Genomic DNA, 26,281 nt, shown 5'->3' on the forward strand with positions numbered 1-26,281 from the left:
CGCGGTCAAGCTGCCAATTTCTCGTCGAGGCGACCGGTTTCGACGGCGTCGTCCTTGCGGAATACCGCCAGCAGCGAAACACCGAAGGGCAGGCTTGCATTTGGTATGATGCGGCCTTCCGCCGAAAACACTGCCTTCATCGCCGCATTCAGTGGTTTCGACGGCGTTGCATGGCCGGCTGGCAAGGCGGGCTTGCGCAACCTATCCACCAGCCGTGCCAGTGCCGCTACAGGAAAGAGTGCGGCATTTGTGTAGCTCAGCCGGTCGATCCTGAAACCAGCCCTTTCAATTCGTTCACGCAGCAGATTGCGTGAATAGCGCCGCATATGATGCAGCCCCACATCATGCGTGCTCCACAACCATTGGTGTGCGGGCACCGTAAGGATGACGCTGCCGGCTGGTTTCAGCATCTGGCGGATCGCGGCAAGCGATGCCTCGTCTTCGGCGACATGTTCCAGCACGTCGAACAGGCAAACCAGGTCGCAGCTTTGCGGCGTGACAGGAATGTTGTCCGGCAGATGTCCGGCAAGGAAGTCGCGGCCGGTCTTTTCCCAGGCAATCCTGCGTGCGAGATCGCTCATCTCGACTGCCGTCACGGTGCCGAACTGCTCCAGCATCCGGATGTTGCCGCCGGTGCCGGCGCCGATCTCGACGATGCGCGCCTTTTCGGGCAGGTCGATGCTGCGAATGACCGCCTCTGCGATGGCGCGACGCCCGCAGAACCACCAATGCTCGTCTTCGGTGGCGGCCATCTGTCGGTAGGCGTCGAGCTCCATTAGCTCATTCCCTCATATTTGCGGCGCACAATGTAGATCGGACGCTGCTTGATCTCGGCGTAGACCCTGCCGAGGTATTGTCCGATGATGCCGATGCCGAGCAACTGGATGCCGCCAAGAAAAAGAACGCTGACCAGCAGCGAGGCGTAGCCGGGCACATCAACGCCAAAGATCATTGTCTTGGCGACGATCAGCAGGCCGTAGAGGAACGACAGCGCGGAAATCGTCGCGCCGACATAGGTCCAGATTTCAAGCGGAGCGGTGGAGAAGCTGGTGATGCCTTCGAGCGCGAAGTTCCACAGCTTCCAGCCGGAGAATTTCGACTGGCCGGCGATCCGCTGATCGCGGACATATTCGACGCTTGCGGTGCGGAACCCGACCCAGGCGAACAGGCCCTTCATGAAACGACGGCGTTCGGGCAAAGACCGCAGCGCCTGGATGACCTGACGGTCGATCAAACGGAAGTCGCCGACATCGTGCGGGATCTTCTGCTGCGCGATCCAGTTGTGAACGCGGTAGAACATCGAGGCGGAGCGCTGCTTGAGAAAGCTGTCGCTCGACCGGTTGGCTCGCTTGGCAAGAACAACCTCGAACCCCTCGCGCCACTTTTCCACAAGCAACGGGATGACATGCGGCGGATCCTGCATATCGACGTCCATCGGGATCGCGGCATCGGCATCGCAGCTGTCGAGGCCCGCGGTCATCGCGGCTTCCTTGCCGAAATTGCGTGAAAGGTCGATTATGTGGATGCGAGGGTCTGCTTGTTGGGCTTCGATCAGCTTTTCGAGCGTCGTATCGCTGCTGCCGTCGTTGACGAAGATGAACTCGAGGGCAACGCCATTGTCCTTCAGCGGAGCGGTGCTTTCGCACACCGCCTTCAGGAACGGGGCAATCGCGCCTTCCTCATTGTGGACCGGCACGATCAGGGCAATCGTGGCGGCGCCGCTGCCCGGATGTGCGACGCGGTCCGCTGCCGGCCGATCAATATTTAGGAATGGCGCATTCATTGTTTGCCGAGCCCGCAGATCAGGCCTGACAATAGGAAGACGGGGTTAAGATGACTTTAAGGAATGAATCGGGATTTCACAGTTTTCGGAGCGCCACTTCCTCGACCAGATGATTGGCGCCCTTGCGCAGGATGAGATCGGCGCGGGCGCGGGTCGGCAATATATTCTCGCGCAAGTTCTTCAGGTTGATGTTGGTCCACAGGCCCTCGGCGATGGCGCGGGCCGCATCCTCGGAAAGTTGCGAATAGCGGTGGAAGAAGGAGGCTGGGTCGCGGAAGGCGGTTTCGCGCAGCCGCATGAAGCGGGCGATATACCAGTGATGGATAAGCGCCTCCTCGGCATCGATATAGATGGCGAAGTCGAAGAAATCTGACAGGAAAGGCACGATCTTGCCGTCCTTCGGCAGCTTGCCAGGTTGCAGGACATTGATGCCCTCGAAGATCAGGATGTCCGGCCTGTCGATGGTCTGGAACTCGCCCGGGATAACGTCATAGGTCAGGTGCGAATAGACCGGCGCGCGGACGTTGCGCTGCGCCGATTTGATGCCGGACAGGAAACGCAGCAGCGCGCCGACGTCGTAGCTGTCGGGAAAGCCCTTGCGCTCCATCAGATTGTTGCGGCGCAGGACTTCGTTCGGCAGCAGGAAACCGTCGGTGGTGACCAGATCGACCTTGGGACTCGACGTCCAGCGCGCCAGCAGCTCCTTTAGCACGCGCGCCGTGGTCGATTTGCCAACCGCCACGGAACCGGCAATGCCGATGATGAACGGTGTCTTGGCCACGTCCAGCGCGTTGAAAAAAACCTGGCGTTGCCTGAACAGGAGTTGACTGGCTTCGACATGGGCCGACAACAGCCGCGACATCGAAAGGTAGATGCGCTCGACCTCGTGGAGATCGACCGGATCGTTCAGCGACCGCAGACGACGGACCTCGTCCTCGGTGAGCGTCATCGGCGTATCGGCGCGGAACCGCGACCATTGCTCCGCCGAGAAGAACCGATAGGGTGAATACTTCTCGGTAGGAGCGAGCTGGTCCATCGAGTTCCTCCGCAGCGATCAGCCCCGGTCCAGCCGAGACGCCTTTTCGGCGATGCCCGAACGACCGGTGCGGCGTTCAAGCTCGTTGAGCACATCGCTCAGCGGAATGTCCGCTATGCCGAGAACGACAAGCCAATGATAGATGAGATCGGCGCTTTCCGAAACAAGCGCGTCCCGGTCGGCGCTGACGGCTGCGATCACCGTTTCGACCGCCTCTTCGCCGAGTTTCTGCGCTGCCTTGCTCATGCCGCGCTGAAAGAGCTTGGCCGTCCACGAATCCGGATCGCCGGAACGTGCGCGTTCGCCAATGATCTTCTCCAGATCGGAGAGTGAGAACTCGGTCATAACGGCGTTTACAGCCTCTTCTTAGCCGGAAAGGCTCTAGGACCGATTACCCGGCGAGTCCAGCCGCATCGGCAGTCCGGCCTGAGCCATATGCATCTTGGCTTCGGCGATGCTGTAGGTGCCGAAATGGAAGATCGAGGCTGCCAGCACCGCGCCCGCATGGCCGTCGCGAATGCCTTCGACCATGTGATCGAGCGTGCCGACGCCACCGGAAGCGATGACCGGCACGCGTACGGCGTCGGCGACCGCGCGGGTAAGCGCTATGTCGTAGCCGGCCTTGGTGCCGTCGCGGTCCATCGACGTCAACAGGATCTCGCCGGCGCCGAGATCGACGATCCGCCGAGCGAACTCGACGGCATCGATGCCGGTCTTCTCGCGGCCGCCATGGGTGAAGATCTCCCAGCGATCAGCCTCGCCCGCAGCGGACACTTTCTTGGCGTCGATGGCGACGACGATGCACTGGTTGCCAAACTTGTCGGCAGCCTCGGCGACAAAATTTGGGGTTTTCACCGCCGCCGTATTGATCGACACCTTGTCGGCGCCGGCCAGAAGCAGCTTCCTGATGTCGGCGACCTGGCGGACGCCACCACCGACAGTCAGCGGCATGAAACATTGTTCGGCCGTTCGGGTAATGACATCGAAGATGGTCTCGCGGTTTTCCGACGAGGCGGTGATGTCGAGAAAGCAGAGCTCGTCGGCGCCGGCCGCGTCATAGGCTTTTGCCGCTTCGACGGGATCGCCGGCATCGACCAGGTCGACGAAATTGACGCCCTTGACGACGCGACCGTTCTTGACGTCGAGACAGGGGATGACGCGGGCTTTCAGCATCAGATCCTCTCGATCGCCACAAGAAAGTCGACAAGCAGCTGGCCGACGACGGACGGAACCTCGGACTGGGAATCAAAGGCCGGATCGTAGGCCGAGAGCGTCACGCCCACGATCGGGATGGATCTGGCCAGCCCGCAGGCAAGCTGCCGCAGCTGTTCCGGACTCGGACCGCCCGGATGCGTGTAGCGGTTCACCTGCAGCACATCCGGATCGAGGACATCCAGGTCCAGATGCAGATGTCCCCGAACAGCCCCTGCCGCTGTGAGCTTTCCCACCATATCGAGCGCACCGGCACATTCGGCGCGCACGATCGGCAAAGTTTCCAGCAGGCGCTTTTCGTCGGGATCGAGGTCGCGGGCATCGACCAGCATGCAGTGCGCCGGGTCCATCGGCCGGAATCCCGGAATTGCTGCCGCCATCGGACGCCAGCAGAGCCCGAGTGTCGCCGCCAGCGCCATGCCGTCGAGAAAGCCGTAGGCGGACGTCTCTGGCGTGTTGAGATCGCCATGCTGATCGATCCAGATAATCGAATCCGCGTCTTCACCGGCAACCGCACCGGCGGCGGTCAGGCAATTTCCAGCAAGGACAATGGGGAAGCCTCCTCCGTCGCGGGCGAGGCCGACCTTGGCCGCGACGGCGTTGCAGACGGCGAAGCCGGTTGCGATTTCGCGCCCCTGCTCGTCTCCCACCTTGCCGATATCTTCGACGGCGACGTCATGGCCGGCCACGGTCAGAGCTTCGACGAGCCCACCGCCGATGATGGCGTCCGGCCCCTGGCCGCACCCTTCATGATGGTGCCCGCTGTCATAGGGGGCGAGGATAATCGAGACTTTCATGATGACGCCCCTGCCATCGGTTTGCCACGCAGGATCGCCAGTGCCTCGGCCGGGTCGATGCGGCCGTCGTAGAGCGCGCGGCCGGAGATCGCGCCTTCGAGCTTCCGCGCATCGGGCATGGTCATGCGCACAATGTCGGCGATCGAGGCGAGCCCGCCCGAGGCGATGACCGGGATCGAAACCGCCTCGGCGAGATCGATGGTGGCGTCCCAGTTGATGCCGGTCAGCACCCCGTCTCGATCAATGTCGGTGTAGATGATGGCAGCAACGCCGGCGCCCTCGAATTTCCTCGCCAGTTCGATGACGCCGAGGCTCGAGGCCTCCGCCCAGCCTTCGACCGCGACCTTGCCGCCCTTGGCGTCGATGCCGACGGCGATCTTGCCCGGGAACGCCTTGCAAGCCTGCCTGACCAGATCCGGATCGCGCACCGCCACGGTGCCAAGAATGACGCGGGCCAGCCCACGGTCGAGCCAGTCCTCGATCTGCGCCAGGGTGCGGATGCCGCCGCCGAGCTGCACCGGGTTGTTCGTCGCCTTGAGGATGGCGCCGACTGCCGCGCTGTTGACGCTCTGGCCCTTGAAGGCGCCGTTGAGGTCGACGACGTGCAGCCATTCGAAGCCCTGCTCTTCGAAGGCGCGCGCCTGAGCGGCGGGATCTTCATTGTAGACCGTCGCGGTCGCCATGTCGCCATGCTTGAGGCGCACGCATTTGCCGTCCTTGAGGTCTATCGCCGGAAACAGGATCACCTTCAGGCGCCTTCGACGATGACAAAGTGGCCGGTCGAGCCGGCGAGCCTGTACTTCAAGGCCTCCTGGTATTCGGGCGAGCCGTAGCAGGCGATCGCCGTCTCGTAGGATTCGAATTCCACCAGCACGTGGCGATTGCCTGTCGGCCCTTCCGGGCTGGTATACCGTCCGGCGCGCACGGGAAACTTCGCGCCGTATTTCGCAAAAGCCGCGGCATTGGCCTCGATGTACTGCTTGTAGACCTCGGGGTCGCGGACATCGACCATCGCCATCCAATAGCCCTTCTTGCTCATGACCTAGGGCCTCCATTGCAGGAAGTTGGTGATCAAAGCGAGGCCGAGCGCCTGGCTCTTCTCGGGGTGGAATTGCGTTCCGGCAAGATTGCCGCGGGCGACAGCGGCCGTCACCGGGCCACCGTAGTCGGCGACCGCCAGCACCTCGTCCTCCTTCCGTGCATCGAGATGGTAGGAGTGGACGAAGTAGGCGTGCAGCCCCTTCCCGCCCGTCGCAATGCCGGAAAACAGCGGATGCTTGCGCTTCAGGTCAATCGTGTTCCAGCCGATCTGCGGGATCTTCAGTGTCGGATCGGCCGGCGTGATCTCCTTGACGTCGCCGGCGATCCAGCCAAACCCTTTCGTAACCGTTTTCTCCAAGCCTCGCTCCGACATCAGCTGCATGCCGACGCAGATGCCTAGGAACGGCCGTCCCTTGACGATCGCGACCTCCTCGACCGCTTCCCACATGCCGGCCACAGCGCGCAGTCCAGCGGCGCAATCGGCATAGGCGCCAACGCCGGGCAGGACGATGCGGTCGGCGGTCCTGACCCGCTCGGCATCGGCTGTGAGTTCAATCGCGGCGGCAATGCCGGCTTCATGAGCGGCACGCTCGAAGGCCTTGGTGGCCGAGCGCAGATTGCCCGACCCGTAATCGATGATCGCGACCCGCATCTCAGCGCTTTCCCGGAATATGGGTCAGCCCCAGTGCCATGCCCATCGGCGTCGGCCGGGCAAGTGCTGCGTCCGGGACGATGCGCTGTGCGGGGGACCGTGCATTCGAATCCGCATCGGTTTCCAACGCATAGCGAATGTCGGCATCGTCGAGCCTGTCGGCCTCGACGACACCCCATTCACGCCAGCCACGGCGGCGCAGTGCTGCGATCCGCAGGGCCTGCCCTTCCAGTCCGACAAAGAGCATGACAAGGAGGGACAAAAGCGAGCCTGCGCTTTCCAGGCCCAGGCTTTCGCCCAGCATCGAAAGCAGGCCCATGGCGACAAAGGCCAATGCCGCCTCGACCCACAGCCGGTGCCAGGCCAGCCACAGCGGCGGCAATAGGAAGCCGAGCCAGGCAAAGCCGTCACGGACAAAGGTGGTGTCCACCCTTTCGCTGCGGCCTGGCGGTTCCATCGCGACATAGATGGCCATGGCGCTACCCTTTCAGGGATCCCTTGGTGGAGGGAACCGCGTCCGGCTGGCGCGGGTCGCGCTCGAGCGCCGAACGCAGCGCACGCGCCACGGCCTTGAAGCAGGTCTCGGCAATGTGGTGGTTGTTGGCGCCGTAATGATTGGTGACATGCAGCGTGATGCCGGCATTCTGCGCCAGCGCATGGAAGAATTCGCGCACCAGCTCGGTGTCGAACGTACCGATCTTCGGCGATGAGAACGAAACATTCCAGACCAGAAAAGGCCGGCCGGAGACGTCGATCGCCGCCCGCGTCAGCGTCTCGTCCATGGCGAGATCGATCGAAGCATAGCGCATGATGCCGCGCCGCTCGCCCAATGCCTTGGCCAGCGCCTGCCCAAGCGCGATACCAGTATCCTCGACCGTGTGGTGGTCGTCTATGTGCAGGTCGCCCTTGGCCTTCACCGTCATGTCGATCAGCGAATGGCGCGATAACTGGTCCAGCATATGGTCGAAGAAGCCGACGCCCGTCGAAATGTCGGATTTGCCCGAGCCGTCGACCTGAACCGACACGGAGATGTCGGTTTCCTTGGTCTTGCGGCTTATCTCGGCGGAACGGGGCACCATGACCTCATCCTTGTCTCAGATTTGCACGATTCAGGCGTTCACATGCCTGAAAACGAAAGCCTTCTAGCAGCATGATCCGGCGATTGCCAGTTACCGCTGCGGAGCACTATCCGGCCCGGTGGATGGCCGGTTTGCAATCGTCTGGCCTATGCATACATATGGCCGATCAAGTCACTCGTAACGCGCCAATCGCCTTGATGGGATCGGTGCTGACCGGAGCAGAAAATGTCTAATGAACTGACCATGCATGCCACGACCATCCTAACCGTGCGCAAGGGCGGCAAAGTGGTGATCGCCGGCGACGGCCAGGTCAGCCTCGGCCAGACCATCATGAAGGGCAACGCCAAGAAGGTGCGCCGCATCGGCAAGGGCGGCAACGTCATTGCCGGCTTCGCCGGCGCCACCGCCGATGCCTTCACGCTGCTGGAGCGGCTCGAAGCCAAGCTCGAACAATATCCCGACCAGCTGACACGCGCCTGCGTCGAGCTCGCCAAGGACTGGCGCACCGACCGCTATTTGCGCCGGCTGGAAGCAATGATGCTGGTGGCCGACAGGTCGGTGTCGCTGGCGCTGACCGGCACCGGCGACGTGCTGGAGCCCGAATTTGGCGTGATGGCCATCGGCTCCGGCGGCAACTACGCGCTGGCCGCGGCCCGCGCCCTGATGGATACCGATAAAGACGCCGAGGAGATCGCCCGCAAGGCGATGCAGATCGCGTCCGACATTTGCGTCTACACCAACAACAGCTTCGTCGTCGAAACCCTCGATGCCGCCTGAGCGGAGTCTCCGCTACGGTTTTCGGCCGGTGACCGAGAGGGACCTGCCGATGATCGCCGGCTGGCTTGCCGAGCCGCATGTCGCCGAATGGTGGAACGACCCAGAGACCGAGATCGCGGAGATCCGCGAGCATATCGACAGCATTTCGGTCGAGCCGCTGATTATCGAGCTCGACGGCAAACCCATCGGCTATTTGCAGAGCTACGATCCGCATCTGGAGGACGGTCATCCCTATAGCGACCAGCCGTTCGGCACGCTCGGCATCGATCTGTCGATCGGCGTGCCGGAGCTTGTCGGGACCGGCCACGGCTCGGCGATCGTCCGGCAGTTCGTCGAGCAGCTTTTCGAGGAAGGTGCGCCGCGCGTCATCATCGACCCGGACCCGGCCAATGCACGGGCTATCCGTGCCTATGAAAAAGCCGGTTTCAGGGCTATCGATCGCAGGAAGTCGGAATATGGCGATGCCGTGCTGATGGCGATTGATGCCCCAGAGGGTGATGCCGAACAGGGTGACGCAGAAGAGGGGCAATAGCAGCATGAGCGTATCCAGCGACAAAACCGTCTCGGCCTACGAAGACAGTTGGCGAATGGGGCTTCTGTTGGTTCTCGGTCTGGTCATATTCCAGGCAGGGGTCCTCTACGGCATGGGGCGGACGCCGATTTGCACCTGCGGCTACGTCAAGCTGTGGCACGGCATCGTGCAGAGCTCCGAGAATTCCCAGCATATCTCCGACTGGTACAGCTTCTCGCACATCATTCACGGCTTCCTGTTCTATGCGCTGGCGTGGTTTCTTTTCCCGCGCTCGCCGATCGGGCTCAGGCTGGCCTTTGCGGTGGTGATAGAGGGCGGCTGGGAGCTGCTTGAGAACAGCCCTTTCATCATCGATCGCTATCGCGCCGGCACGATCTCGCTCGACTATTATGGCGACAGCGTCATCAATTCGGTGTCGGACACGCTGGCCATGGTGCTGGGGTTTGTCATGGCGCGAAGGCTTCCTATATGGGTGATCGTAACCCTCGCCCTCATCTTCGAATTCGGTGTCGGCTATCTCATCCGGGACAATCTGACACTCAACGTGATCATGCTGCTGCATCCGTTCGAGTCCATTCGGCAGTGGCAAAGTGGAATTTAGTGACATGAGCACCTTCTCTCCCCGCGAAATCGTTTCGGAACTCGACCGCTTCATCATCGGCCAGAAAGACGCCAAGCGTGCCGTGGCGATTGCCTTGCGCAACCGCTGGCGCCGCCAGCAGCTCGAGGGCCAGATGCGCGAAGAGGTGATGCCGAAGAACATCCTGATGATCGGCCCGACCGGTGTCGGCAAGACCGAGATTTCTCGCCGCTTGGCGCGCCTTGCCGGTGCGCCTTTCGTCAAGGTCGAAGCCACCAAGTTTACGGAGGTCGGCTATGTCGGCCGCGATGTCGAGCAGATCATCCGCGATCTGGTCGAGATCGCCATCGGGCTGGTGCGCGAGAAGATGCGTGAGGACGTCGAGGCGCGTGCCCACATCAACGCCGAGGAAAGGGTGCTTGAAGCGCTCGTCGGCAAGACGGCGAGTCCGGCCACCCGTGACAGTTTCCGCAAGAAGCTGCGCGACGGCGAGCTTGACGACAAGGAGATCGAGATCGAAGTGGCCGATACCGGCAATGGCGGCATGCCCGGCTTCGAGATCCCCGGCATGCCGGGCGCCAATATCGGCGTGCTCAACATCAACGACATGCTGTCGAAAGCGATGGGCGGCAAGAAAACCAAGATGCGCAAGACGACCGTTAAAGAGTCCTACGGGCTGTTGATCAGCGACGAGTCCGACAAGTTGCTCGACCAGGACGAGGTGGTGCGCAGGGCACTCGAATCGACCGAGAATGACGGCATTGTCTTCCTCGACGAGATCGACAAGATCGCCTCGCGCGAAGGCGGCATCGGTGCCGGTGTTTCGCGCGAGGGCGTGCAGCGCGACCTGCTGCCGCTGGTCGAAGGCACCACGGTTGCGACCAAATACGGACCGGTGAAGACCGACCACATCCTGTTCATCGCTTCAGGTGCGTTCCACGTCGCCAAGCCATCCGACTTGCTGCCGGAATTGCAGGGCCGCCTGCCGATCCGTGTCGAGCTGCGGGCGCTGGAGAAGGACGATTTCGTCCGCATCCTCACCGAGACCGAAGCCAGCCTGATCAAGCAGTATATCGCACTGATGAAGACCGAGGGAGTCGACCTGGTCTTCACCGATGACGCGATCGACTCGTTGGCCGGCATCGCTGTTGACCTCAACGCCAGCGTCGAGAACATCGGCGCCAGGCGGCTGCAGACGGTGATGGAACGGGTGCTGGACGAGATCTCCTATGACGCACCGGACCGCAACGGCACCTCCGTGACCGTCGATGCCGCCTATGTGGAGAAGCATGTCGGCGACCTCTCCAGAAACACGGATTTGTCGCGTTTCATCCTGTAGGAGACGCTTCATCCTCAAAGAGGCCGGGGAATTGCTCCCGGTCTCCGCCAAATTCAGCCCGGCATTTCCGATGTGTGGCCAAATGGAAGCATCCGGCGAGCTTTCGTCCCGTCGGGTGCAGGCGTCTCTCGACTCCCGTTGGAGCATTACCTAGTTTGCCCGGCGACTATTTGGGCGGCGGCGCATGAAAAAACTGATCCTCGTCATTCTCGGGCTGACGCTGGCGGCAGCCATGTTCGCCGCGCAAGCGGCAACCATGGTGCCGCCCGGCAACCGCAACACCGAGCAGCCCGACATACCGGGCGCATCCAGCCGGCGCACCCAGGCGACCAACACCACCTTCCAGGCGAAATACCGCAAAGTGTTTGCGCTGCTCCAGAACGATGCCGAGCTGCGTGGCAAGATCATGCAGGCAGCCGCGGCCTATGGCATCGACCCGATGCATATCGTCGGCGCCATCGTCGGCGAGCACACCTACAATGTCGATGCCTACGACCGGCTGCAGACCTACTACGTCAAGGCGATCTCGTATCTGTCGAGCAAACTCTCCTTCGCCTATGAAGGCGAAGACATCACCGATTTCGTGCAACGGCCGCAATTTGCCAAGTGCGCGGGCAAATCGGACAGTTACGAACTCTGGGAATGCCGCGAGCAGGTGTGGAACCGGTCGTTCCGCGGCAAGACCGTCAACGGCGAGAGCTTTCCCAACGACCGCTTCGGCGCGACTTTCTTCCAGCCCTATTATGCCGGCCAGACTTTTGGTCTTGGCCAGCTCAATCCGCTGACGGCACTGCAGATGAGCGATCTCGTGCACAAGGTTTCCGGCCTGCCGGAGCTCGACGTCGGCGACCCGAACGCGGTCTACAAGACCATCATGGATCCTGACCTGACCCTGCCTTATGTCGCGGCAACGATCCGAAAGTCGATCGACGCCTATAAAAGCATTGCCGGCTTCGACATCTCAGGCAATCCCGGCATCACGTCGACCCTCTACAATGTCGGCAATCCGGAACAGCGTGCCTATGCGCTGAAGGCGGAGAACGACAAGCGCCGCGCTGCGGGCGAGCCGGAAAAGCTGCCTGAGGAAAATTACTATGGCTGGCTGGTCAACGACAAATTGCCGGAGCTGAAGGCGCTGTTTTAGCAGTGAAGGTCTGCGGTGGAGCCTGCGCCAGGAAATCGCCTATCTGCTTGAACTCTGTGGCTTCGAACCCGTCGATCTTTTGAAGGGATCGCCCCCGGCTGGGGAACAGCTTTTGGGTCGCGCGCGCGACCTGATGGGCAGCAAGGGGCGGATATTGTTGAAAAAAGTCCGGCGCATCCCTAAGCGAACGCCGCCAGCAGAATCCCATTTCCTTTGTCAGATCTCTTGCGGAATCTGGATCCGCAATAGGTCTCCCTTCGGTTGCCCACTAAGAGAGGTAACGGGATGCATAAGCGTATGCGAAGTTGGGGCAAAGGAGTGCAGATGAGTGATCCGCTTAGGTCCATTGATCGGCCCGGTCTAGGGCGTGCAACGATGAGCTACCAGCCGGCCGAGAATGATTTGTTGAGCGAGGTGCTGCGCGATCTACGCCTTGCCCATGCGAGATATGGCCGCAGCGAGTTGACGGCGCCCTGGGCATCGCCGTGCCGTTCAGGGAGGGTGTACGTTTTCATGCGATGCGCGAAGGTCATTGCTGGATACAAGCCAAGGGCTTGCCGCCGCTGCTGCTCGAAAACGGCGATGTGCTTCTTCTTCCCCACGGAACAGAGCACACGATGTCCGATCGGCCAAAACGGCGAACCTTGCCGCTCGCCGATGTCAAACCCGCGTTGATCGGGAACGGAACTTACGAGTTGAAGTCTGGCGGCGGCGGCGCGCGATTGTTGATCGCATGCTGTACGATCGGCTTTGAGGGCCCGACAGCAAATCCGCTGCTGGAACTGCTACCTTCTGTGATGCACATCCGGCATGCCGAGCATGGCGATACTGACCTACCAAGCCTCATTGCGATGATGGCGCGCGAGGCTGAAGCGCAAAGAATCGGCTCTGCAACGATAATGGCGCGCCTCGCCGATATTGTCATGACGCAAGTAATCAGAACCTGGGTCGAGACATGTTCGGACGACCTGACTGGTTGGCTGGCGGCCGTGCAGGATCCACAAATCGGGTCGGCGCTTGCAAGAATCCATCGCTCCCCTGGGGAAGACTGGCCAGTCGATCGCCTGGCTGCATTGTCCGGGCTGTCGCGATCGAGGTTCTCGCAGCGGTTCAAGAGCCTGTTGTCGGTATCCCCCGCCCGCTATCTCCTGCAATGGAGGCTTCGGCTGGCGGCATCCTGGTTGCGTAACGGATATATGTCGCAGTCACAGATCGCATCGGAGTTGGGATATGACTCCGATGCGTCCTTCAGCAGGGCGTTCAAACGCTTCATGGGTGTCTCACCCGGCGCTATCCGAGATTCAGGGCTGCGTGTGAGCGGAACAGAATCCTGATCGGGTTCATGCGAGGCTGTTTCGACCAGCCGCAGATACGCTCCTGTTGCGACCGCGTGTAATACGGAAAATACGCGCGACAAACGGTCAAATATTCAGTCGTTTCTGCCATAGCAACGCCATACCAGCATCTGCCAATTTCAATGGCCGCAACCACTTCGGTCGGCCGTTCCGGCAGGAGTACCACATGGCGCTGACGTTGCCTGATCTTCCTCGACCAACCGCTGGCGAAGACACGCCCTATTGCGTTATCGCTAAGCATCGCGCCACTCCCGGCCAAGGCTCCGCGCTTGTCGCCCGCATGCTTAAAGATCTCCAAGCGACGAGATCGGAAGCCAGCTGTCTTCAATTCCACATCCATCGAGATCGGACCGACCCCGATCTCATCGTTATCTACGAGGTCTGGCGCAGTATCGATGCACTCAAGAGCCACTTCGGCAAAGCCTATGTCCAGAGCTTCGTCGTAGATGCTGGTGAGCTCGAACCGGGCGACATGGAGACGCAGTGGCTGGAGATGCTGAGTCCGTATGCCAGCGGCAGAGATCCAGGATGAACGGTGACGAGCAGCCTCTTTCGAATCAGCGTGTCGTGATCGTCGGCGGGACAAGCGGCATCGGCATGGGCGCGGCCCGCGCAGCCTCTCAAGCAGGCGCCGAGGTCATTGCGCTCGGGCGGCGCCCTTCAGCGAGAATGGCTGTAGAGGAAAGCGTCCACGGTTCGATCACGTTCCAGTCGCTGGACATGACCGATGATACAGCGGTCGAGCAAATGTTCGAAACACTAGGGACGCTCGACCACCTTCTTATCACCGCGACCCCGCCGAGTCCGGGAGGTCCCTTCCTCTCCCAGACGATGGCCGACGCGCAGGCCGTTCTGCACGGCAAGCTCTTGGGCAGTTGGTCTTGCGCGCGGCACGCAGCGCCTAGGATGCCGAAAGGTGGTTCGATCACATTCACGACCGGTGGCTTGGTGACCAAGCCTCGCATGGGCGCATCGATGATGATGGTCGCCTTTGCTGGTCTGGAGGCGCTGACGCGAGCCCTTGCGCTCGAACTCGGTCCGATCCGCGTCAACACAATCCGACCAGGCGTCATAGACAGCGAAATGTGGGCCGGCATGCCGCAGGCGAAGCGCGCGGCGTTTTTCGCGCTGGTGCGTCAGCGCTTCCCGGCAGGACGCGTCGGAAAAGTCGACGATATCGGCAAGGCCGCACTTTTCCTGATGGCCAATGACTTCGTGACCGGCGCCGTTATCGAAGTTTCCGGTGGTGAAACGCTGGTCAGCATCGAATGACGGAGAGGTATGAGATGAGTATCCACGAGTTCACCCGACAAAATTCGCAACGATTGCCCCAACTGAGCGTCATAGCAATTCCCGGGCGAGGGATGAGCTGGAGATAAAGTATGATCAAGACACTACACGTTGCCCTATTCGTCGTTGCGTTCGCCCTCCCCATTCCTTTCGGCGCATTGGCTCAAGGCAGCTCGGCTGCAGCCGAGCCCCCGACCCAGTCGGAGTTGCCGAATTGGCTTCGCCGTGGATTGCCGGGCCCGGGGCATGAGGTCCTCGCGCCAATGATCGGCACCTGGCGCGTCCAGATGAGCTTCTACGGCACGCTCGGCCGTAGCCCCGATCAGCCGCCGCTCGTGACGGACGATCTCATTAGCCATCGTCAGTGGTTGGCGGGCGGCCGTTACATCGAAGACATAATGGAGGGAACGCTGGATGGAGCGCCGGTCTGGCGCAAAGGATGGCTCGGCTACAGCATCATGGACGGACGTTACGAGTGGGTCACGATCGATCCTGTCAACACAACCATGATGTATTTTAAAGGCGTCCCTAATTCGGGGGATCAAAGGCCGATCAGCATGTCCGGCACCTTTACCGACCAGGGCGTGGCGGGCGAAGAAACGGTCGGCAAGCAGGTCGGCATGCGCACTGTAATCAAAATCGAGAACAACGATCGCCACATCATTGAGCTCTATTTCACGCGTCCCGGACAGCAAGAAACACTGGCAACGCGCGCCGTCTATACGCGACTGAAGGCGTGAGCGATCGCTCAAGGGTGGCTCGGACGTTGTAAGTAGCTTGCGCGGGTTCCATCGCTCGGCCGGGATATGCCGGGAAGGTCGAGTTCAGCTCCGACGATCTCAAAGCGTCCAGTTCGGCGCCTGGAACTGCTTTGAAAGACGACCGGACGCTGAGCGCCCGACAAGTCAGAGATCGGACCCTGAACGGAGCGCGTTCTCGGAGCTGAGATGAGGATCAGTCCAGCGAACATTGCCCCGAGCAGGCACACCTCTCCGACTTCTGCGCCGATCGCGGTGGAGAGACCGGCCATCGCTAGCTCTTCTATCAACTCGCTCAGCCGGACGACAGGCTCGGCAGTCGAAGCAGGCTGGTTCTATCGACGGCGGCCGCCTTGCCACGGCCTGCCAATGCGGGATCGATTCCGACATCGCGTAGCTGGCGGTCGCTAAGTTGAGCCAGCTCACGCCGTTGCGCTGCGGCCCTAAGGGATCGGGCGATGACCAGGTGCATAACACGGAGAACACACTGGACTGGAGGCGTCATGATAGCCTCTTTTCACAGAGCCCCGGCCGTATACGGGCAGGGCGGCGGGCCGTGGTCAGCCCGTCTACTGAGGAGAGAGGGTCGCGCTGCGCGGTTGCGCAAAGATTTCAGAAGGAGGAAATTCGGTTACATCTGAAACTCGGTTGGCTGGAAGGGGTCGTCTCGGTCGTGACGGCAAGCGCTTAGCTGACATCTGGGATCGAGATCGGATCATTCGCCTCATGGCAACCTTTCGGCGCAAAGTCGCGCGAACGACCCCGTTCCAACCCTCATGAGACGTTTCCATCGCGGGCAGGAACGACCGCTCAGGGTCGTCTCCCGCCATCAGGTGCAGGATTGTCACCACCAGAACGGCAAGCGCTCCGCAAGTTCTTTCAAATGGCTCTGGAACCCGCGCTGGCTCATGTCGCCAGCAGCGACTTCAGCTTGATCGTTTGCGAGCCTAGCGCTTCCGGCGCCGGCTTTGCCCTTTTCGCGATCAGCATCTCGGCCAGCCTTATGTCGCGGGCGACCGCGTTGCCGGGGCCGATGCCACTTGCCGCAACCAGCCTGCCGTCCTCGGCGAGATGGAACAGGATGAAGGCGCCGTCGCCGAGCTCGCGACGCACAATGCTGCGGCCTTCGTCCGACAGGCCGGCGATCTGCAAGGTCAGGCCGTACTGATCCGACCAGAACCATGGCACCGCCGCGTGGGCCTCGCCGGCGCCAAGCATGTTCCTGGCCGCAAGCGCGCCCTGCTCCTGCGCATTGCGCCAGGCTTCCAGCCGCACTCGCCGGCCGCCATAGATGGCGAGCGGAAACGAGCAGCAATCGCCGGCGGCAAAGATGTCGGGGTCGCTGGTGCGAAGCTCGGCGTCGACGGCGATACCATTGTCAATCGTCAGCCCTGCCTCCGCGGCAAGTCCGGTCACCGGCACGGCGCCGATGCCGATCACGGCAAGATCGGCGACAATGTCGTGTCCACCGGCAAGCACGATGCGCACTTCGGCGCCGTCATCGGCAATGGCGTCGATGCCCTCGCCGCACAGGATTTTTACGCCTTCGGCTTCATGCGCCTGATGGATAACCTGCGCGATCTCGGCCGGCACGCCGCGCATCAGAATGCGCGGCTGCGCCTCGATAACGGCAACAGTGGCGCCGAGCCTGCGTGCCGCCGTGGCGAGCTCGAGCCCAATGAAGCCGCCGCCGATGATGGCGACGCGATTTCCGGCGCTGAGATGAGCGCGAATGGCCAGTGCGTCGTTGAAGGTCCGCAGATAGACGCAGCGCCCGCCAAGGCCCGGAATCGGCAGCTTGCGCGGCAGCGACCCTGTCGCCAGCAGGAGCTTGTCGTAGGCCAGGACCGAGCCGTCCGACAGGCGCACGACATGCGCCACGCGGTCGATCGCCATCGCCTGAACCGAATGGATATGCCTGATCGATCTTTCGGCCAGGACCGCCTCACTGGCGATCGCCTTGATCAGGGGCGCGTCGGCGACCATCGCGTCTTTCGACAGCGGTGGCCGCTCATAGGGCAGATGCGGCTCGTCGCCGACCAACGTCACCGGGCCATCATAGCCGAGCTCGCGCAGCGCAAGGGCGGCGCGCCCGCCGCATTCGCCGGCGCCAATGATGACCATTCCCTTCGTCATCATCAACCGATCCGGACAAGGACTTTGCCGGCGTCGACTTTGACCGGATAGGTCCTGAGATCGACGCAGACCGGCGCGCCCCTGGCAGCCCCAGTCTTGTAATTGAAGCGGCCATTATGCTTCGGGCATTCGATGATATCGTCCATCACCAGCCCGTCGGCCAGATGCACCTTCTCATGCGTGCAAAGCCCGTCGGTGGCGAAATACCCGTCCTCGGGGCTGCGGTAGATGGCGAAGGTGCGACCGCCATGGTCGAACCGCATCACATCCTCCTCGTCGATGTCCTCGGCGTCACAAGCCTCGACCCAGTCGCTCATTTGCGCCTTCCCCGATTCTTGGTGCCCCGGCGTAGGCTTGTCATTCAGCAGCCACCGCAACAGCAGCGTTATCGTTGTGGAAATCCTCGCGATAGGGCCTCGCCGTCGGCGGCAGTTCGCGCTTGATGAAATAATCCTCATTGCGCAGCTGGCGCAGGAAAGCCGGTATCATCTCGCGATAGCCGGCCAGGATGGACGGTGTCGGCGCCGGCAGATCGTGCTTGATCAGCTCATGCAGCCTGGGCAGCGCATGGTAGGGCACCATGGGGAACATGTGATGCTCGACGTGGTAGTTCATGTTCCAGTAGATGAAACGGCTTATCGGGTTCATGTAGACGGTGCGGCTGTTCAGCCGGTGATCGGTGACGTTTTCAGCCAGGCCGCCATGCTGCAGCAGGCCGACCATGACATGATGCCAGGCACCGTAAAGCCTGGGCAGCCCGACCAGCATCAGCGGCAGGAACGAGCCGGTAAGAAGCGCCAGCGCGACCGTCGCGGCATAGATCGCCGTCCAGATGCGAGCAATGCGGATTGCCTTCGGCTGCTCCTGGTCGGGAATGAAGGTTCTTTCGGCCGGACTGATGATGCCGGCCGCATTGCGCAGCATGTCGCTCATCGCATGCCAGGCATCGAGAATGCCGACGAAATTGAGCACGACGCGCAGCAGATCGGGCGGGCGCATGACCGAGATCTCCGGATCGCGGCCGACGATGATGGTATCGGTATGGTGGCGCGTATGGCTCCAGCGCCAGGTCACCGGGTTGCGCATGATCATGAAGCAGGCGATCTGATAGACCACGTCGTTCATCCACTGCGTCCTGAAGGCGGTGCCGTGGCCGCATTCGTGCCAGCGTGAATCGGTGGAGGAACCGTAGAGGACGCCGTAGACGAAGAAGAACGGCACGCACCACCAACTGCCCCAGAACCAGGCGGCGCCGGCGCCGCTGAGGATCATGGCACCGAGCCAGATGATGGTATCGCGGATCGCCGGGCCGTCGGAACGCTGCATCAGTTCCTTCATCTGCTTGCGCGGCACGTCGGTATGGTACCACTCGGCCGCCGCCAGCCCGCTCTCGACGGCAAGCTTCGCGTCGCGGCCGATCAGGCTGTAGTCGCGTCGGGACGCCGCTGCGGAGGTTACGTTCCCGGTTTGGAGTCCAATATCCACCATGGCGGAGGCCTCGATTGTGTTCTGCCATGTTCAAAATAGCGCCGGGCCCTGATAGGCTCAATATCACAAAGATAGTTTCTATCATTTTCTATCAGAATGGTTTAAAAGAATCGGATAATTGGAGCGAGGCAGCGATGGCGAAACGGCCGACGATCACCGACCTGGCACGCATTTCGGGGGTCAGCGTTGCCACCGTCGACCGGGTGCTGAACAACCGCTTGCCGGTGCGCGAGGAAACCGCGCGCCGCGTCTATGAAGCCGCGACCAGTATCGGCTATCACGCGGCCGGGCTGATCAAGCAGCGGATGCGCCATGAATTGCCCGAATACCGGCTCGGGTTCCTGCTGCTGCGTCGGGAGGACGTCTTCTACAGCGAATTTGCCCGCGAGCTTGAACTGGCGGTATCGCAGTCGCCGCGCTTTCGCGGCGTGGCGACCATCGACTTCGCCGCTTCGCTGGCGCCGGACGAGATCGTCGAGCGGATGCGCAAGCTGGCCGCCAAATCCAGGGCCGTCGCCCTGGTCGGGCCTGATCACCCGACGCTGACGGTCGCCGTCGAGGCGCTCAAAGCTAATGGCGTACCGGTGTTTTCCCTGCTTTCCGACTTTGCGTCCGGTATTCGCGAGGGCTATGTCGGACTCGACAATCGCAAGGTCGGCCGCACCGCTGCCTGGATGATCTCGAAGGCCGCGACGAGACCTGGCAAGGTCGCCCTCTTCGTCGGCAGCCATCGCTTCCACGGCCACGAGCTTCGCGAGATCGGTTTTCGCTCCTTTTTTCGCGAGCAAGCGCCGGAATTCACTCTCCTTGAGACGTTGGTCAATCTGGAAGCGAACCAGATCACGCATGATGCAATGATCGAGCTTCTGGCCCGCCACCCCGATCTTGCCGGCTGCTATGTCGCCGGTGGCGGCATGGAAGGCGCGATCTCGGCGCTGAGGGAGGCAAAGCCGGCAGAGATGCCAGCGGTCGTCTGCAACGAGATCACGCCTGACTCCCGCGCGGCGCTGGCGGATAATTTGCTGACGATGGTGATCTCGACGCCTCTGGCACCGCTTTGCCGCGAGCTTGTCGGGCTGATGGCGCATGCCATCGAGACCGGCGCCGCGAATGCGCCGGGTCAGACCTTTCTGCCCTTCGACGTTTATCTGCCGGAAAACATCTGACGTCGCGGTCATTTGGCGGCAGAAATGATGTAATCTATCAGAACGCTTTCAGGCCTGGCTTGCCTGAGCGTTCGTCTAAAAGAGCTCGAAATGCCGAAAATCCATTCCTCATGGCGAAATCTCGCTTGACGCCTACGCGAAATGGAATAAATATTTCACCAACTGAACATTTTGGTTCTTTCGTTCCGGAAGATCTGTTTCAGGCAAATGCCTTCCGGAACTAAAATGGCAATCGGGAGAGAATTCCCTGCGAGATCGGGGATTCCGGGTAGATCGGTGCAGCCGGACACCAATGTGGAGGAGAAATAAAATGAAAAAACTGCTTTTGGGCGTCGCGTTCGCGGCGCTGATGAGTTCGTCCGCCTTTGCTGCCAAGATCGGCGTGTCGATGGCGTTGTTCGACGACAATTTTCTCACCGTGCTGCGCAACGGCATGATCGAGCAGGCCAAGGGCATGGACGGCGTCGAGTTGCAGGTGGAGGACGCGCAGAACGACGTTGCCAAGCAGCTCGACCAGATCAAGAACTTCGCCGCCTCGGGCGTCGACGCAATCATCGTCAACCCGGTCGACACCTCGGCCACCCAGGCGATGTCGGACGCAGCCGCCGCTGCCAAAATTCCGCTGGTCTATGTCAATCGCGAGCCGGTCAACGTCGACACGCTGCCGGAAAACCAGGCTTTCGTCGCGTCGAACGAAGCCGACTCTGGCACGCTCGAGACCAAGGAGGTCTGCCGCCTGTTCAAGGAAGCCGGCAAGAAAGAGGCCAATGTCTATGTGATCATGGGCGAGCTGTCGAACCAGGCCGCGGTGCAGCGCACCAAGGACATCGATGATGTGATTGCCACGCCGGATTGCAGCTTCATCAAGATCATCGACAAGCAGACGTCGAACTGGAAGCGCGAAGAAGCGCAGAACCTGATGACCAACTGGCTGTCGACCGGCAAGCCGTTCGACGGCGTCATCGCCAACAATGACGAGAGCGCCATCGGCGCTATCCAGGCGATGAAGGCCGCCAATATCGACATGAAGTCGGTTGTCGTCGGCGGCGTCGACGCTACCCAGGACGCGCTAGCGGCGATGCAGGCGGGCGACCTCGATGCGACGGTGTTCCAGGACGCAGCCGGCCAGGGCGCTGGCGCGCTTGATGCTGCGCTCAAGCTAGCGAAGGGCGAGAAGGTCGAGCACAAGGTCTACATCCCGTTCCAGCTGGTCACGCCGGCAAATATCGACAAGTTCCTGAAGAAGAACTGAGGCGGACCTGTCCGATACGGAGCGGCGCGCCAAAGTAAGACAGCGCCGCTCCGCTTTTTCCCCCTCGGCCTGAACAGCGCCGAGTGGAGACCGTGGCTGACGGAGGAAGCACGATTGGCACAGACATCTCACGGCGTCGGCGGGCTCAGCTATGATGCGAAGCGGCGCGCATGGCCGGCCGAATTCAACGTCTTCCTGGCGCTCGTCATCCTGGTCGGCGCTTTCGAGCTGATCGGCCGGGTTTTCCTGGGCGACAGCTTCCTGTTCAATACCCGCGACAATATCGATGCGATCTTCAACGAAGCGCGCCTGCAGATCATCATCCTGCAGGTGTCGATCGTCGGCATCATTGCCATCGGCGTGACGCAGGTGATCATTACCGGCGGCATCGACCTGTCCTCGGGTTCGATCGTCGGCGCCACGGCGATGATAGCCATGAGCTTCGCCCAAGTGGCGACGGTCAACGGCAACCCGAACCCCAAGGCGATGTTCATTGCCCAGGGCTGGACCGACCTGCCGGTGATCGTGCCGGTGCTCGTCGCAATCGGCTGCGGCCTGCTGGCCGGCCTGGTCAACGGTGCCTTGATCGCCTACACGCGCATCCCGCCGTTCATCGCCACGCTTGGCATGATGGTCACCGCACGCGGCATCGCCAAATGGTGGTCGAAGGGGCAGCCGATCTCGTTTCCGACCGAGAGTTTCGCCGCCATCGGCAAGGGGCTGATGCCGGTCATCATTTTCATTTCGCTGGCGGTGCTGTTCCAGCTGATCCTGAGCTACACCAAATATGGCAAGCACTGTTATGCAATCGGCTCCAATGAGGATGCCGCGCGCATGTCCGGCATCAACATCGCCAACCACAAGATCCTCGTCTACGTCATTGCCGGCATCCTTGCCGCGCTCGCCGCCGTGGTGTTGAGCTCGAAGAATCTCACTGCCCAGGCCGGCATGGGTGTGATGTACGAGCTCGATGCGATCGCCATGGCGGTCATCGGTGGCGTGTCGCTGTCGGGCGGCCGCGGCTCGATTATCGGGACGGTGATCGGCTCGCTGATCTTCGGCGTCATCATCTCCGGCTTCACCTTTTTGCGCCTCGACGCCTATTATCAGGAGATGGTCAAGGGCGTGATCATCGTCGGCGCAGTCGTTCTCGACCAGTGGCGCCAACGCCTGCGGGCAATGAGGGCTTGATCATGTCGGACATCGTCCTGAAAACCGAAAACCTGACCAAGTATTATGGCGGCGTCCATGCGCTGGAGGGTGCCAACTTCGAGCTGCGCAAGGGCGAGCATGTCGCCATCATGGGCGACAACGGTGCCGGCAAATCGACCTTCGTGCGCCAGATCACCGGCGTCGAGCAGCGAACCAGCGGCAGGATGTGGTTCGACGGCAAGGAAGTGAATTTCGCCGGGCCGATCGAAGCCCGCGAGGCGGGCATCGAGACGGTGTTCCAGAACCTGGCGCTCGCCGACGACCTCGACGTGCCGTCGAACCTGTTCCTCGGCCGTGAAAGAGTGCTGTTCAATCTTGGGCCCTTCTCGATCCTCGACCGCAAGTTCATGCGCAAGGCGACCGAAGCAGCCCTGGTCCGCACAGCGGTCAAGATCCCCAACCTTTCCAACACCATCCGCCACATGTCGGGCGGCCAGCGCCAGTGCGTGGCGATTGCCAGAACCGCGACCTTTGCTTCCAAGCTCATCATCATGGATGAGCCGACGGCGGCGCTCGGCGTGCAGGAGACGATGCAGGTCGAAAACATCATCCGCACGCTGAAGGAAAATGGCGAGCCGCTGATCCTGATCTCTCACAACATGCGTCAGGTGTTCGATCTGGTCGACCGCATCGTCGTTTTCCGGCGCGGCCGCATCGTCGCCAATTTGCGCAAGCAAGATACCGATGGCAACGATATCGTCTCCTACATCACCGGCGCCAAGACCGGGCAGGCGGAACTTGCGGCGTAAGGCCAACGTCGTGTTACGGGGGCTGACACGCCTTCTCTTTCCAACCATTCTCAAAGGAAATTCTTCATGCTTCGCTTTGCTCTTCTCGGTGCCGGCCGTATCGGCAAGGTCCACGCCCGTGCGGTGGGCTCCAACCCGCAGGCCAGGCTGGTTGCGGTTGCCGACGCCTTCGAGAAGGCGGCGACCGATTTGGCCTCTGCCTATGGCGCCGAAGTGCGCAGCATCGATGCCATCGAAACTGCCAGCGATATCGATGCGGTCGTCATCTGCACGCCGACCGACACCCATGCCGATCTGATCGAACGCTTCGCCAGGGCGGGCAAGGCGATCTTCTGCGAGAAGCCGATCGATCTCGACGCCGGCAGGGTGGAACAATGCCTGGCCGTCGTCGACAAGGCCGGCGCCACCCTGATGGTCGGCTTCAACCGCCGCTTCGATCCGCATTTTGCCGCCGTGCGCAAGGCGATCGACGACGGTGCGATTGGCACAGTCGAAATGGTGACCATCACCTCGCGCGATCCCGGTCCACCGCCGCTCGACTATATCGGCCGCTCGGGCGGCATCTTCCGCGACATGACCATCCATGATTTCGACATGGCGCGCTTCCTGCTCGGCGAGGAGCCGGTGGCGGTCAGCGCGCACGCTTCGGTGCTGGTCGACAAAAAGATCGGCGAGGCCGGCGACTTCGACAGCGTCAGCGTCATCCTCGAAACTTCCTCCGGCAAGCAATGCGTCATCTCCAACTCGCGCCGAGCCACCTATGGCTACGACCAACGCATCGAGGTGCATGGCTCGAAAGGCATGATTGCGGCCGAGAACCAGCGGCCGGTGTCGATCGAACTCGCCAATGAGAAAGGCTATACGCGGCCGCCGCTGCACGATTTCTTCATGACTCGTTATCTCGACGCTTATGCCAACGAGATCGCTGCCTTCATCGCGGCAGCGACGTCAGGCAAGAAGGCGGCGCCGAGCGGCAAGGACGGGCTGGTGGCGCTCAGGCTGGCAGATGCGGCGCTGAAATCGGCCAAGGAAGGCAAGACCGTCCGCCTCGACAAAACAATCTGACTATCAAGCACAGGAGCAAGGCGATGAACGGTTCAGCCGGTCGCAATTCCGAAACACGCGCCATCGTCACCGGCGGCGCACAAGGCATCGGCTTTGCCATCGCCGAAGCGCTGGCCGATGAGGGCTGCCGGGCGCTAGCGCTGATCGGCCGCTCGAAGGAGAAGGGCGACAAGGCTGTCGCCATCCTCAAGGGGGCAGGCGTCGATGCCATCTTCATCAGCGCCGATGTCGCCAAAGTCGCCGACTGCAAGCGTGCGGTCGAAACGGCGATTGGCCATTGCGGCACCGTCAACGCGCTGGTCAACGCCGCCGCCACCTCGGCTCGCGGCTCACTGGTCGAGACCTCAGAGGATCTATTCGACCAGATATTCCAGACCAATGTGCGCGGCCCGTTTTTTCTGATGCAGGGCGTGGTGGCGCATCTGCTGGCGCGCCAGGCACCGGGCTCGATCGTCAACGTACTGTCGATGTCGGCGCATTGCGGCCAGTCGTTCCTGGCGCCCTATTCATCGAGCAAGGGAGCGCTGGCGACGCTGACCAAGAATGTCGCCAATGCCCATCGCGGCAATCGCATCCGCTGCAACGCGGTGCTGCCCGGCTGGATGGACACCGAGGGCGAGGCAATCGTGCAGAAGAAATGGCATGACGCGCCGGACGACTGGCTTGAAAAAGCCGAGGCCGCGCAGCCGATGGGCCAATTGGTGAAGCCGGCGCAACTTGCCCGATTGATCAGCTATATGATCAGCCCGCAGTCCGGCGTCATGACCGGGTCGCTGGTCGACTACGACCAGAGCATCGCGGGGGCGTCACCGGAATAGGATCAGCCGTGTAGCCTTGCGTCAGAAGCAGTTTGCCATGAGTGGCCGAGATGCCCCAAAATATCAAAGCCGGCATAATCGGTTCCGATCGACCTCACTCAGGCACACGGGCTCTGAAACCCTCTCCTTCCCTGTTGCCGCCGTATCGCCATTCCCATATAGTCAAGATAGTCAGAATGGTCATGGGAGGTCGAAATGCCGTCTGCGCCCAGAGAGGATACTAACTGGACGGTCGCTGGGGCAAAGGCCCGGCTCTCGGAGGTTATCGAGCGCGCGCAATCTTCGCCGCAGACGATCACCAGAAACGGTAAGCCAAGCGTGGTTGTCGTCTCGGCCGAGGAATGGCAGCGGAAGACCGCGCGCAAGGGTACGCTTGCGGAGTTCCTGCTGGAGTCGCCGCTGCGCGGCGCCGATCTCAACCTTGAGCGCCAGCGCGACGAACCGCGTGATCTGCCGCTGTGAGGCTTCTGCTCGATACGAATGTCCTGTCCGAGGTGACAAGGCCGGCGCCGGATGTGCGCGTTCTGGACTGGCTGGGCGGGCTTGATGAGGACCGCTCATTCATTAGCGTCGTGTCGATCGCGGAGATCCGGCGCGGCGTCGCCCTCATGGACGAGGGCCGGAAACGCGAGGCACTGGCCGAATGGCTCGCACGGGACCTGCCGCAGCGCTTCGAGCAGAGAGTTCTTCCGGTGGACGAACCGGTTGCCTTGGCGTGGGGCGACCTGATGGGCCTTGCGAAGCGCCGCGGTCGCGGTCTGTCGTCGATGGACGGCCTGATTGCAGCCACGGCGATTGCGCAGGAACTCACCTTGGCAACGCGTAACACGAAGGATTTCGAAGACTTCGGAATTGAACTCGTCGATCCCTGGACTGCATGAACCCGCTCGGCGCTGCATGCTGGGCCACTACGTCAGTAGCATCATCAGACACGTGACAATCGCCTCGGCTTCGACTATATGAGCCTCATGATCAACCTGACCGCCACCTATTGGTACTTTAGCAGCTCGCTGGCGGCGG

General features: G+C 61.6%; 32 protein-coding genes. 17 read left to right on the forward strand and 15 right to left on the reverse strand.

Translation table 11 applies throughout. The features are described from left to right. Window positions 1-5 precede the first annotated feature (5 nt). The 11 genes from NKH01_RS25415 to hisB all read right to left on the reverse strand — a co-directional run bounded on the left by NKH01_RS25415 (window position 6) and on the right by hisB (window position 7,600). A complete protein-coding gene (locus tag NKH01_RS25415; protein ID WP_023718271.1) occupies window positions 6-776 on the reverse strand; it encodes a class I SAM-dependent methyltransferase in 771 nt (256 codons plus the stop codon). Further along, a complete protein-coding gene (locus NKH01_RS25420) occupies window positions 776-1,783 on the reverse strand; it encodes a glycosyltransferase family 2 protein (RefSeq protein ID WP_031193759.1) in 1,008 nt (335 codons plus the stop codon). The genes NKH01_RS25415 and NKH01_RS25420 overlap by 1 nt, the downstream gene beginning before the upstream one ends. Before the next feature lie 76 nt (window positions 1,784-1,859). Continuing rightward, the gene (gene coaA, locus NKH01_RS25425; protein ID WP_353022971.1) at window positions 1,860-2,819 is read right to left on the reverse strand and encodes a type I pantothenate kinase; all 960 of its coding nucleotides are present in this window, start codon (window positions 2,817-2,819) and stop codon (window positions 1,860-1,862) included. A gap of 18 nt (window positions 2,820-2,837) precedes the next feature. Next, a complete protein-coding gene (locus tag NKH01_RS25430) occupies window positions 2,838-3,164 on the reverse strand; it encodes a phosphoribosyl-ATP diphosphatase (RefSeq protein WP_254815934.1) in 327 nt (108 codons plus the stop codon). A gap of 36 nt (window positions 3,165-3,200) precedes the next feature. Next, window positions 3,201-3,995 carry an imidazole glycerol phosphate synthase subunit HisF gene (gene hisF, locus NKH01_RS25435; RefSeq protein ID WP_023718267.1) on the reverse strand — a complete coding sequence of 265 codons (795 nt, stop codon included), beginning with the start codon at window positions 3,993-3,995 and terminating at the stop codon, window positions 3,201-3,203. Further along, window positions 3,992-4,828 carry an arginase family protein gene (locus NKH01_RS25440; protein ID WP_353022973.1) on the reverse strand — a complete coding sequence of 279 codons (837 nt, stop codon included), beginning with the start codon at window positions 4,826-4,828 and terminating at the stop codon, window positions 3,992-3,994. The genes hisF and NKH01_RS25440 overlap by 4 nt, the downstream gene beginning before the upstream one ends. Then, window positions 4,825-5,574 carry a 1-(5-phosphoribosyl)-5-[(5-phosphoribosylamino)methylideneamino]imidazole-4-carboxamide isomerase gene (gene hisA, locus NKH01_RS25445; RefSeq protein ID WP_353022975.1) on the reverse strand — a complete coding sequence of 250 codons (750 nt, stop codon included), beginning with the start codon at window positions 5,572-5,574 and terminating at the stop codon, window positions 4,825-4,827. Before hisA ends, NKH01_RS25440 begins: the two co-directional genes overlap by 4 nt. Window positions 5,575-5,576: 2 nt before the next feature. After that, window positions 5,577-5,867, reverse strand: a complete 291-nt coding sequence (locus NKH01_RS25450; protein WP_352484487.1) for a DUF1330 domain-containing protein — start codon at window positions 5,865-5,867, stop codon at window positions 5,577-5,579. A 3-nt stretch (window positions 5,868-5,870) separates the two neighbouring features. Continuing rightward, window positions 5,871-6,521, reverse strand: coding sequence for an imidazole glycerol phosphate synthase subunit HisH (gene hisH / locus NKH01_RS25455; protein WP_352484488.1), 651 nt, complete (start codon window positions 6,519-6,521; stop codon window positions 5,871-5,873). A gap of 1 nt (window position 6,522) precedes the next feature. Continuing rightward, complete coding sequence (locus tag NKH01_RS25460; protein ID WP_352484489.1) at window positions 6,523-6,996, reverse strand: DUF2628 domain-containing protein; 474 nt, start codon at window positions 6,994-6,996, stop codon at window positions 6,523-6,525. A 4-nt stretch (window positions 6,997-7,000) separates the two neighbouring features. Continuing rightward, entirely contained in the window at window positions 7,001-7,600 is a 600-nt protein-coding gene (gene hisB / locus NKH01_RS25465) for an imidazoleglycerol-phosphate dehydratase HisB (protein WP_023718261.1), read from the reverse strand. A 225-nt stretch (window positions 7,601-7,825) separates the two neighbouring features. Here hisB and hslV point away from each other — a divergent pair, with 225 nt between their 5' ends. The 9 genes from hslV to NKH01_RS25510 all read left to right on the forward strand — a co-directional run bounded on the left by hslV (window position 7,826) and on the right by NKH01_RS25510 (window position 15,357). Further along, window positions 7,826-8,377, forward strand: a complete 552-nt coding sequence (gene hslV, locus NKH01_RS25470) for an ATP-dependent protease subunit HslV (RefSeq protein WP_023718260.1) — start codon at window positions 7,826-7,828, stop codon at window positions 8,375-8,377. Continuing rightward, a complete protein-coding gene (locus NKH01_RS25475; protein ID WP_353005982.1) occupies window positions 8,367-8,909 on the forward strand; it encodes a GNAT family N-acetyltransferase in 543 nt (180 codons plus the stop codon). The genes hslV and NKH01_RS25475 overlap by 11 nt, the downstream gene beginning before the upstream one ends. Window positions 8,910-8,913: 4 nt before the next feature. Next, window positions 8,914-9,510, forward strand: a complete 597-nt coding sequence (locus NKH01_RS25480) for a DUF2585 domain-containing protein (RefSeq protein ID WP_023718258.1) — start codon at window positions 8,914-8,916, stop codon at window positions 9,508-9,510. 4 nt (window positions 9,511-9,514) lie between these two features. After that, the gene (hslU, locus tag NKH01_RS25485; protein ID WP_023718257.1) at window positions 9,515-10,828 is read left to right on the forward strand and encodes an ATP-dependent protease ATPase subunit HslU; all 1,314 of its coding nucleotides are present in this window, start codon (window positions 9,515-9,517) and stop codon (window positions 10,826-10,828) included. Window positions 10,829-11,012: 184 nt separating this feature from the next. Further along, window positions 11,013-11,972 (forward strand): DUF1402 family protein, encoded by a 960-nt coding sequence (locus tag NKH01_RS25490; RefSeq protein WP_023718256.1) that lies wholly within the window; start codon window positions 11,013-11,015, stop codon window positions 11,970-11,972. Window positions 11,973-12,457: 485 nt separating this feature from the next. Continuing rightward, on the forward strand, window positions 12,458-13,306 hold the full coding sequence (locus tag NKH01_RS25495) for an AraC family transcriptional regulator (RefSeq protein ID WP_353022979.1): 849 nt from the start codon (window positions 12,458-12,460) through the stop codon (window positions 13,304-13,306). Between the two features lie 187 nt (window positions 13,307-13,493). Then, entirely contained in the window at window positions 13,494-13,859 is a 366-nt protein-coding gene (locus NKH01_RS25500; RefSeq protein ID WP_353022981.1) for a putative quinol monooxygenase, read from the forward strand. After that, window positions 13,856-14,599 (forward strand): SDR family oxidoreductase, encoded by a 744-nt coding sequence (locus NKH01_RS25505; RefSeq protein ID WP_353022983.1) that lies wholly within the window; start codon window positions 13,856-13,858, stop codon window positions 14,597-14,599. The genes NKH01_RS25500 and NKH01_RS25505 overlap by 4 nt, the downstream gene beginning before the upstream one ends. A 110-nt stretch (window positions 14,600-14,709) precedes the next feature. Continuing rightward, the gene (locus NKH01_RS25510; RefSeq protein ID WP_353005984.1) at window positions 14,710-15,357 is read left to right on the forward strand and encodes a DUF1579 family protein; all 648 of its coding nucleotides are present in this window, start codon (window positions 14,710-14,712) and stop codon (window positions 15,355-15,357) included. A gap of 313 nt (window positions 15,358-15,670) precedes the next feature. Here NKH01_RS25510 and NKH01_RS25515 read toward each other — a convergent pair whose 3' ends face one another. The 4 genes from NKH01_RS25515 to NKH01_RS25530 all read right to left on the reverse strand — a co-directional run bounded on the left by NKH01_RS25515 (window position 15,671) and on the right by NKH01_RS25530 (window position 18,999). Continuing rightward, the gene (locus NKH01_RS25515; RefSeq protein WP_353022985.1) at window positions 15,671-15,880 is read right to left on the reverse strand and encodes a YjiS-like domain-containing protein; all 210 of its coding nucleotides are present in this window, start codon (window positions 15,878-15,880) and stop codon (window positions 15,671-15,673) included. A gap of 401 nt (window positions 15,881-16,281) precedes the next feature. After that, window positions 16,282-17,511, reverse strand: coding sequence for an NAD(P)/FAD-dependent oxidoreductase (locus NKH01_RS25520; protein ID WP_023718251.1), 1,230 nt, complete (start codon window positions 17,509-17,511; stop codon window positions 16,282-16,284). A gap of 2 nt (window positions 17,512-17,513) precedes the next feature. After that, a complete protein-coding gene (locus NKH01_RS25525) occupies window positions 17,514-17,828 on the reverse strand; it encodes a MocE family 2Fe-2S type ferredoxin (RefSeq protein ID WP_023718250.1) in 315 nt (104 codons plus the stop codon). Between the two features lie 40 nt (window positions 17,829-17,868). Further along, window positions 17,869-18,999: a fatty acid desaturase family protein gene (locus NKH01_RS25530; RefSeq protein ID WP_353022987.1), complete on the reverse strand. Its 1,131-nt coding sequence runs from the start codon at window positions 18,997-18,999 to the stop codon at window positions 17,869-17,871. A 134-nt stretch (window positions 19,000-19,133) separates the two neighbouring features. Between NKH01_RS25530 and NKH01_RS25535 the strand changes: the two genes are divergently transcribed. From NKH01_RS25535 to NKH01_RS25570, 8 genes are all read left to right on the forward strand, one after another. Next, window positions 19,134-20,165: a LacI family DNA-binding transcriptional regulator gene (locus tag NKH01_RS25535; RefSeq protein WP_353022989.1), complete on the forward strand. Its 1,032-nt coding sequence runs from the start codon at window positions 19,134-19,136 to the stop codon at window positions 20,163-20,165. 310 nt (window positions 20,166-20,475) lie between these two features. Beyond that, window positions 20,476-21,417 carry a sugar ABC transporter substrate-binding protein gene (locus NKH01_RS25540; RefSeq protein ID WP_023718247.1) on the forward strand — a complete coding sequence of 314 codons (942 nt, stop codon included), beginning with the start codon at window positions 20,476-20,478 and terminating at the stop codon, window positions 21,415-21,417. Window positions 21,418-21,531: 114 nt separating this feature from the next. Continuing rightward, the gene (locus NKH01_RS25545) at window positions 21,532-22,608 is read left to right on the forward strand and encodes an ABC transporter permease (protein WP_352495260.1); all 1,077 of its coding nucleotides are present in this window, start codon (window positions 21,532-21,534) and stop codon (window positions 22,606-22,608) included. 2 nt (window positions 22,609-22,610) lie between these two features. Continuing rightward, on the forward strand, window positions 22,611-23,378 hold the full coding sequence (locus NKH01_RS25550; RefSeq protein ID WP_254815918.1) for an ATP-binding cassette domain-containing protein: 768 nt from the start codon (window positions 22,611-22,613) through the stop codon (window positions 23,376-23,378). A gap of 66 nt (window positions 23,379-23,444) precedes the next feature. After that, a complete protein-coding gene (iolG, locus tag NKH01_RS25555) occupies window positions 23,445-24,443 on the forward strand; it encodes an inositol 2-dehydrogenase (protein ID WP_353022991.1) in 999 nt (332 codons plus the stop codon). Between the two features lie 23 nt (window positions 24,444-24,466). Further along, on the forward strand, window positions 24,467-25,261 hold the full coding sequence (locus NKH01_RS25560; protein ID WP_353022993.1) for an SDR family oxidoreductase: 795 nt from the start codon (window positions 24,467-24,469) through the stop codon (window positions 25,259-25,261). A 195-nt stretch (window positions 25,262-25,456) separates the two neighbouring features. Then, window positions 25,457-25,723, forward strand: a complete 267-nt coding sequence (locus tag NKH01_RS25565) for a type II toxin-antitoxin system Phd/YefM family antitoxin (protein ID WP_023718242.1) — start codon at window positions 25,457-25,459, stop codon at window positions 25,721-25,723. Continuing rightward, a complete protein-coding gene (locus NKH01_RS25570; RefSeq protein WP_352591239.1) occupies window positions 25,720-26,142 on the forward strand; it encodes a type II toxin-antitoxin system VapC family toxin in 423 nt (140 codons plus the stop codon). The genes NKH01_RS25565 and NKH01_RS25570 overlap by 4 nt, the downstream gene beginning before the upstream one ends. Window positions 26,143-26,281: the final 139 nt, after the last annotated feature.

Origin of the sequence: Mesorhizobium sp. M1403, from assembly GCF_040317695.1 — a bacterium.
In the GTDB taxonomy this organism is placed as follows: Bacteria; Pseudomonadota; Alphaproteobacteria; order Rhizobiales; family Rhizobiaceae; genus Mesorhizobium.

Excerpts from the sequence above, each read along its gene's own strand:
- NKH01_RS25515 (WP_353022985.1), bottom strand. The coding sequence starts at position 15,880 with ATGACGCCTCCAGTCCAGTGTGTTCTCCGTGTTATGCACCTGGTCATC.
- hisB (WP_023718261.1), bottom strand. The coding sequence starts at position 7,600 with ATGGTGCCCCGTTCCGCCGAGATAAGCCGCAAGACCAAGGAAACCGAC.
- NKH01_RS25565 (WP_023718242.1), top strand. The coding sequence starts at position 25,457 with ATGCCGTCTGCGCCCAGAGAGGATACTAACTGGACGGTCGCTGGGGCA.
- NKH01_RS25415 (WP_023718271.1), bottom strand. The coding sequence starts at position 776 with ATGGAGCTCGACGCCTACCGACAGATGGCCGCCACCGAAGACGAGCAT.
- NKH01_RS25525 (WP_023718250.1), bottom strand. The coding sequence starts at position 17,828 with ATGAGCGACTGGGTCGAGGCTTGTGACGCCGAGGACATCGACGAGGAG.
- NKH01_RS25560 (WP_353022993.1), top strand. The coding sequence starts at position 24,467 with ATGAACGGTTCAGCCGGTCGCAATTCCGAAACACGCGCCATCGTCACC.
- NKH01_RS25420 (WP_031193759.1), bottom strand. The coding sequence starts at position 1,783 with ATGAATGCGCCATTCCTAAATATTGATCGGCCGGCAGCGGACCGCGTC.
- NKH01_RS25500 (WP_353022981.1), top strand. The coding sequence starts at position 13,494 with ATGGCGCTGACGTTGCCTGATCTTCCTCGACCAACCGCTGGCGAAGAC.
- NKH01_RS25505 (WP_353022983.1), top strand. The coding sequence starts at position 13,856 with ATGAACGGTGACGAGCAGCCTCTTTCGAATCAGCGTGTCGTGATCGTC.
- NKH01_RS25550 (WP_254815918.1), top strand. The coding sequence starts at position 22,611 with ATGTCGGACATCGTCCTGAAAACCGAAAACCTGACCAAGTATTATGGC.
- hslU (WP_023718257.1), top strand. The coding sequence starts at position 9,515 with ATGAGCACCTTCTCTCCCCGCGAAATCGTTTCGGAACTCGACCGCTTC.
- NKH01_RS25510 (WP_353005984.1), top strand. The coding sequence starts at position 14,710 with ATGATCAAGACACTACACGTTGCCCTATTCGTCGTTGCGTTCGCCCTC.
- coaA (WP_353022971.1), bottom strand. The coding sequence starts at position 2,819 with ATGGACCAGCTCGCTCCTACCGAGAAGTATTCACCCTATCGGTTCTTC.
- hisH (WP_352484488.1), bottom strand. The coding sequence starts at position 6,521 with ATGCGGGTCGCGATCATCGATTACGGGTCGGGCAATCTGCGCTCGGCC.
- NKH01_RS25520 (WP_023718251.1), bottom strand. The coding sequence starts at position 17,511 with ATGACGAAGGGAATGGTCATCATTGGCGCCGGCGAATGCGGCGGGCGC.
- NKH01_RS25430 (WP_254815934.1), bottom strand. The coding sequence starts at position 3,164 with ATGACCGAGTTCTCACTCTCCGATCTGGAGAAGATCATTGGCGAACGC.
- NKH01_RS25440 (WP_353022973.1), bottom strand. The coding sequence starts at position 4,828 with ATGAAAGTCTCGATTATCCTCGCCCCCTATGACAGCGGGCACCATCAT.
- NKH01_RS25480 (WP_023718258.1), top strand. The coding sequence starts at position 8,914 with ATGAGCGTATCCAGCGACAAAACCGTCTCGGCCTACGAAGACAGTTGG.
- NKH01_RS25450 (WP_352484487.1), bottom strand. The coding sequence starts at position 5,867 with ATGAGCAAGAAGGGCTATTGGATGGCGATGGTCGATGTCCGCGACCCC.
- NKH01_RS25530 (WP_353022987.1), bottom strand. The coding sequence starts at position 18,999 with ATGGTGGATATTGGACTCCAAACCGGGAACGTAACCTCCGCAGCGGCG.
- hslV (WP_023718260.1), top strand. The coding sequence starts at position 7,826 with ATGTCTAATGAACTGACCATGCATGCCACGACCATCCTAACCGTGCGC.
- NKH01_RS25535 (WP_353022989.1), top strand. The coding sequence starts at position 19,134 with ATGGCGAAACGGCCGACGATCACCGACCTGGCACGCATTTCGGGGGTC.
- NKH01_RS25475 (WP_353005982.1), top strand. The coding sequence starts at position 8,367 with ATGCCGCCTGAGCGGAGTCTCCGCTACGGTTTTCGGCCGGTGACCGAG.
- NKH01_RS25460 (WP_352484489.1), bottom strand. The coding sequence starts at position 6,996 with ATGGCCATCTATGTCGCGATGGAACCGCCAGGCCGCAGCGAAAGGGTG.
- NKH01_RS25540 (WP_023718247.1), top strand. The coding sequence starts at position 20,476 with ATGAAAAAACTGCTTTTGGGCGTCGCGTTCGCGGCGCTGATGAGTTCG.
- NKH01_RS25490 (WP_023718256.1), top strand. The coding sequence starts at position 11,013 with ATGAAAAAACTGATCCTCGTCATTCTCGGGCTGACGCTGGCGGCAGCC.
- iolG (WP_353022991.1), top strand. The coding sequence starts at position 23,445 with ATGCTTCGCTTTGCTCTTCTCGGTGCCGGCCGTATCGGCAAGGTCCAC.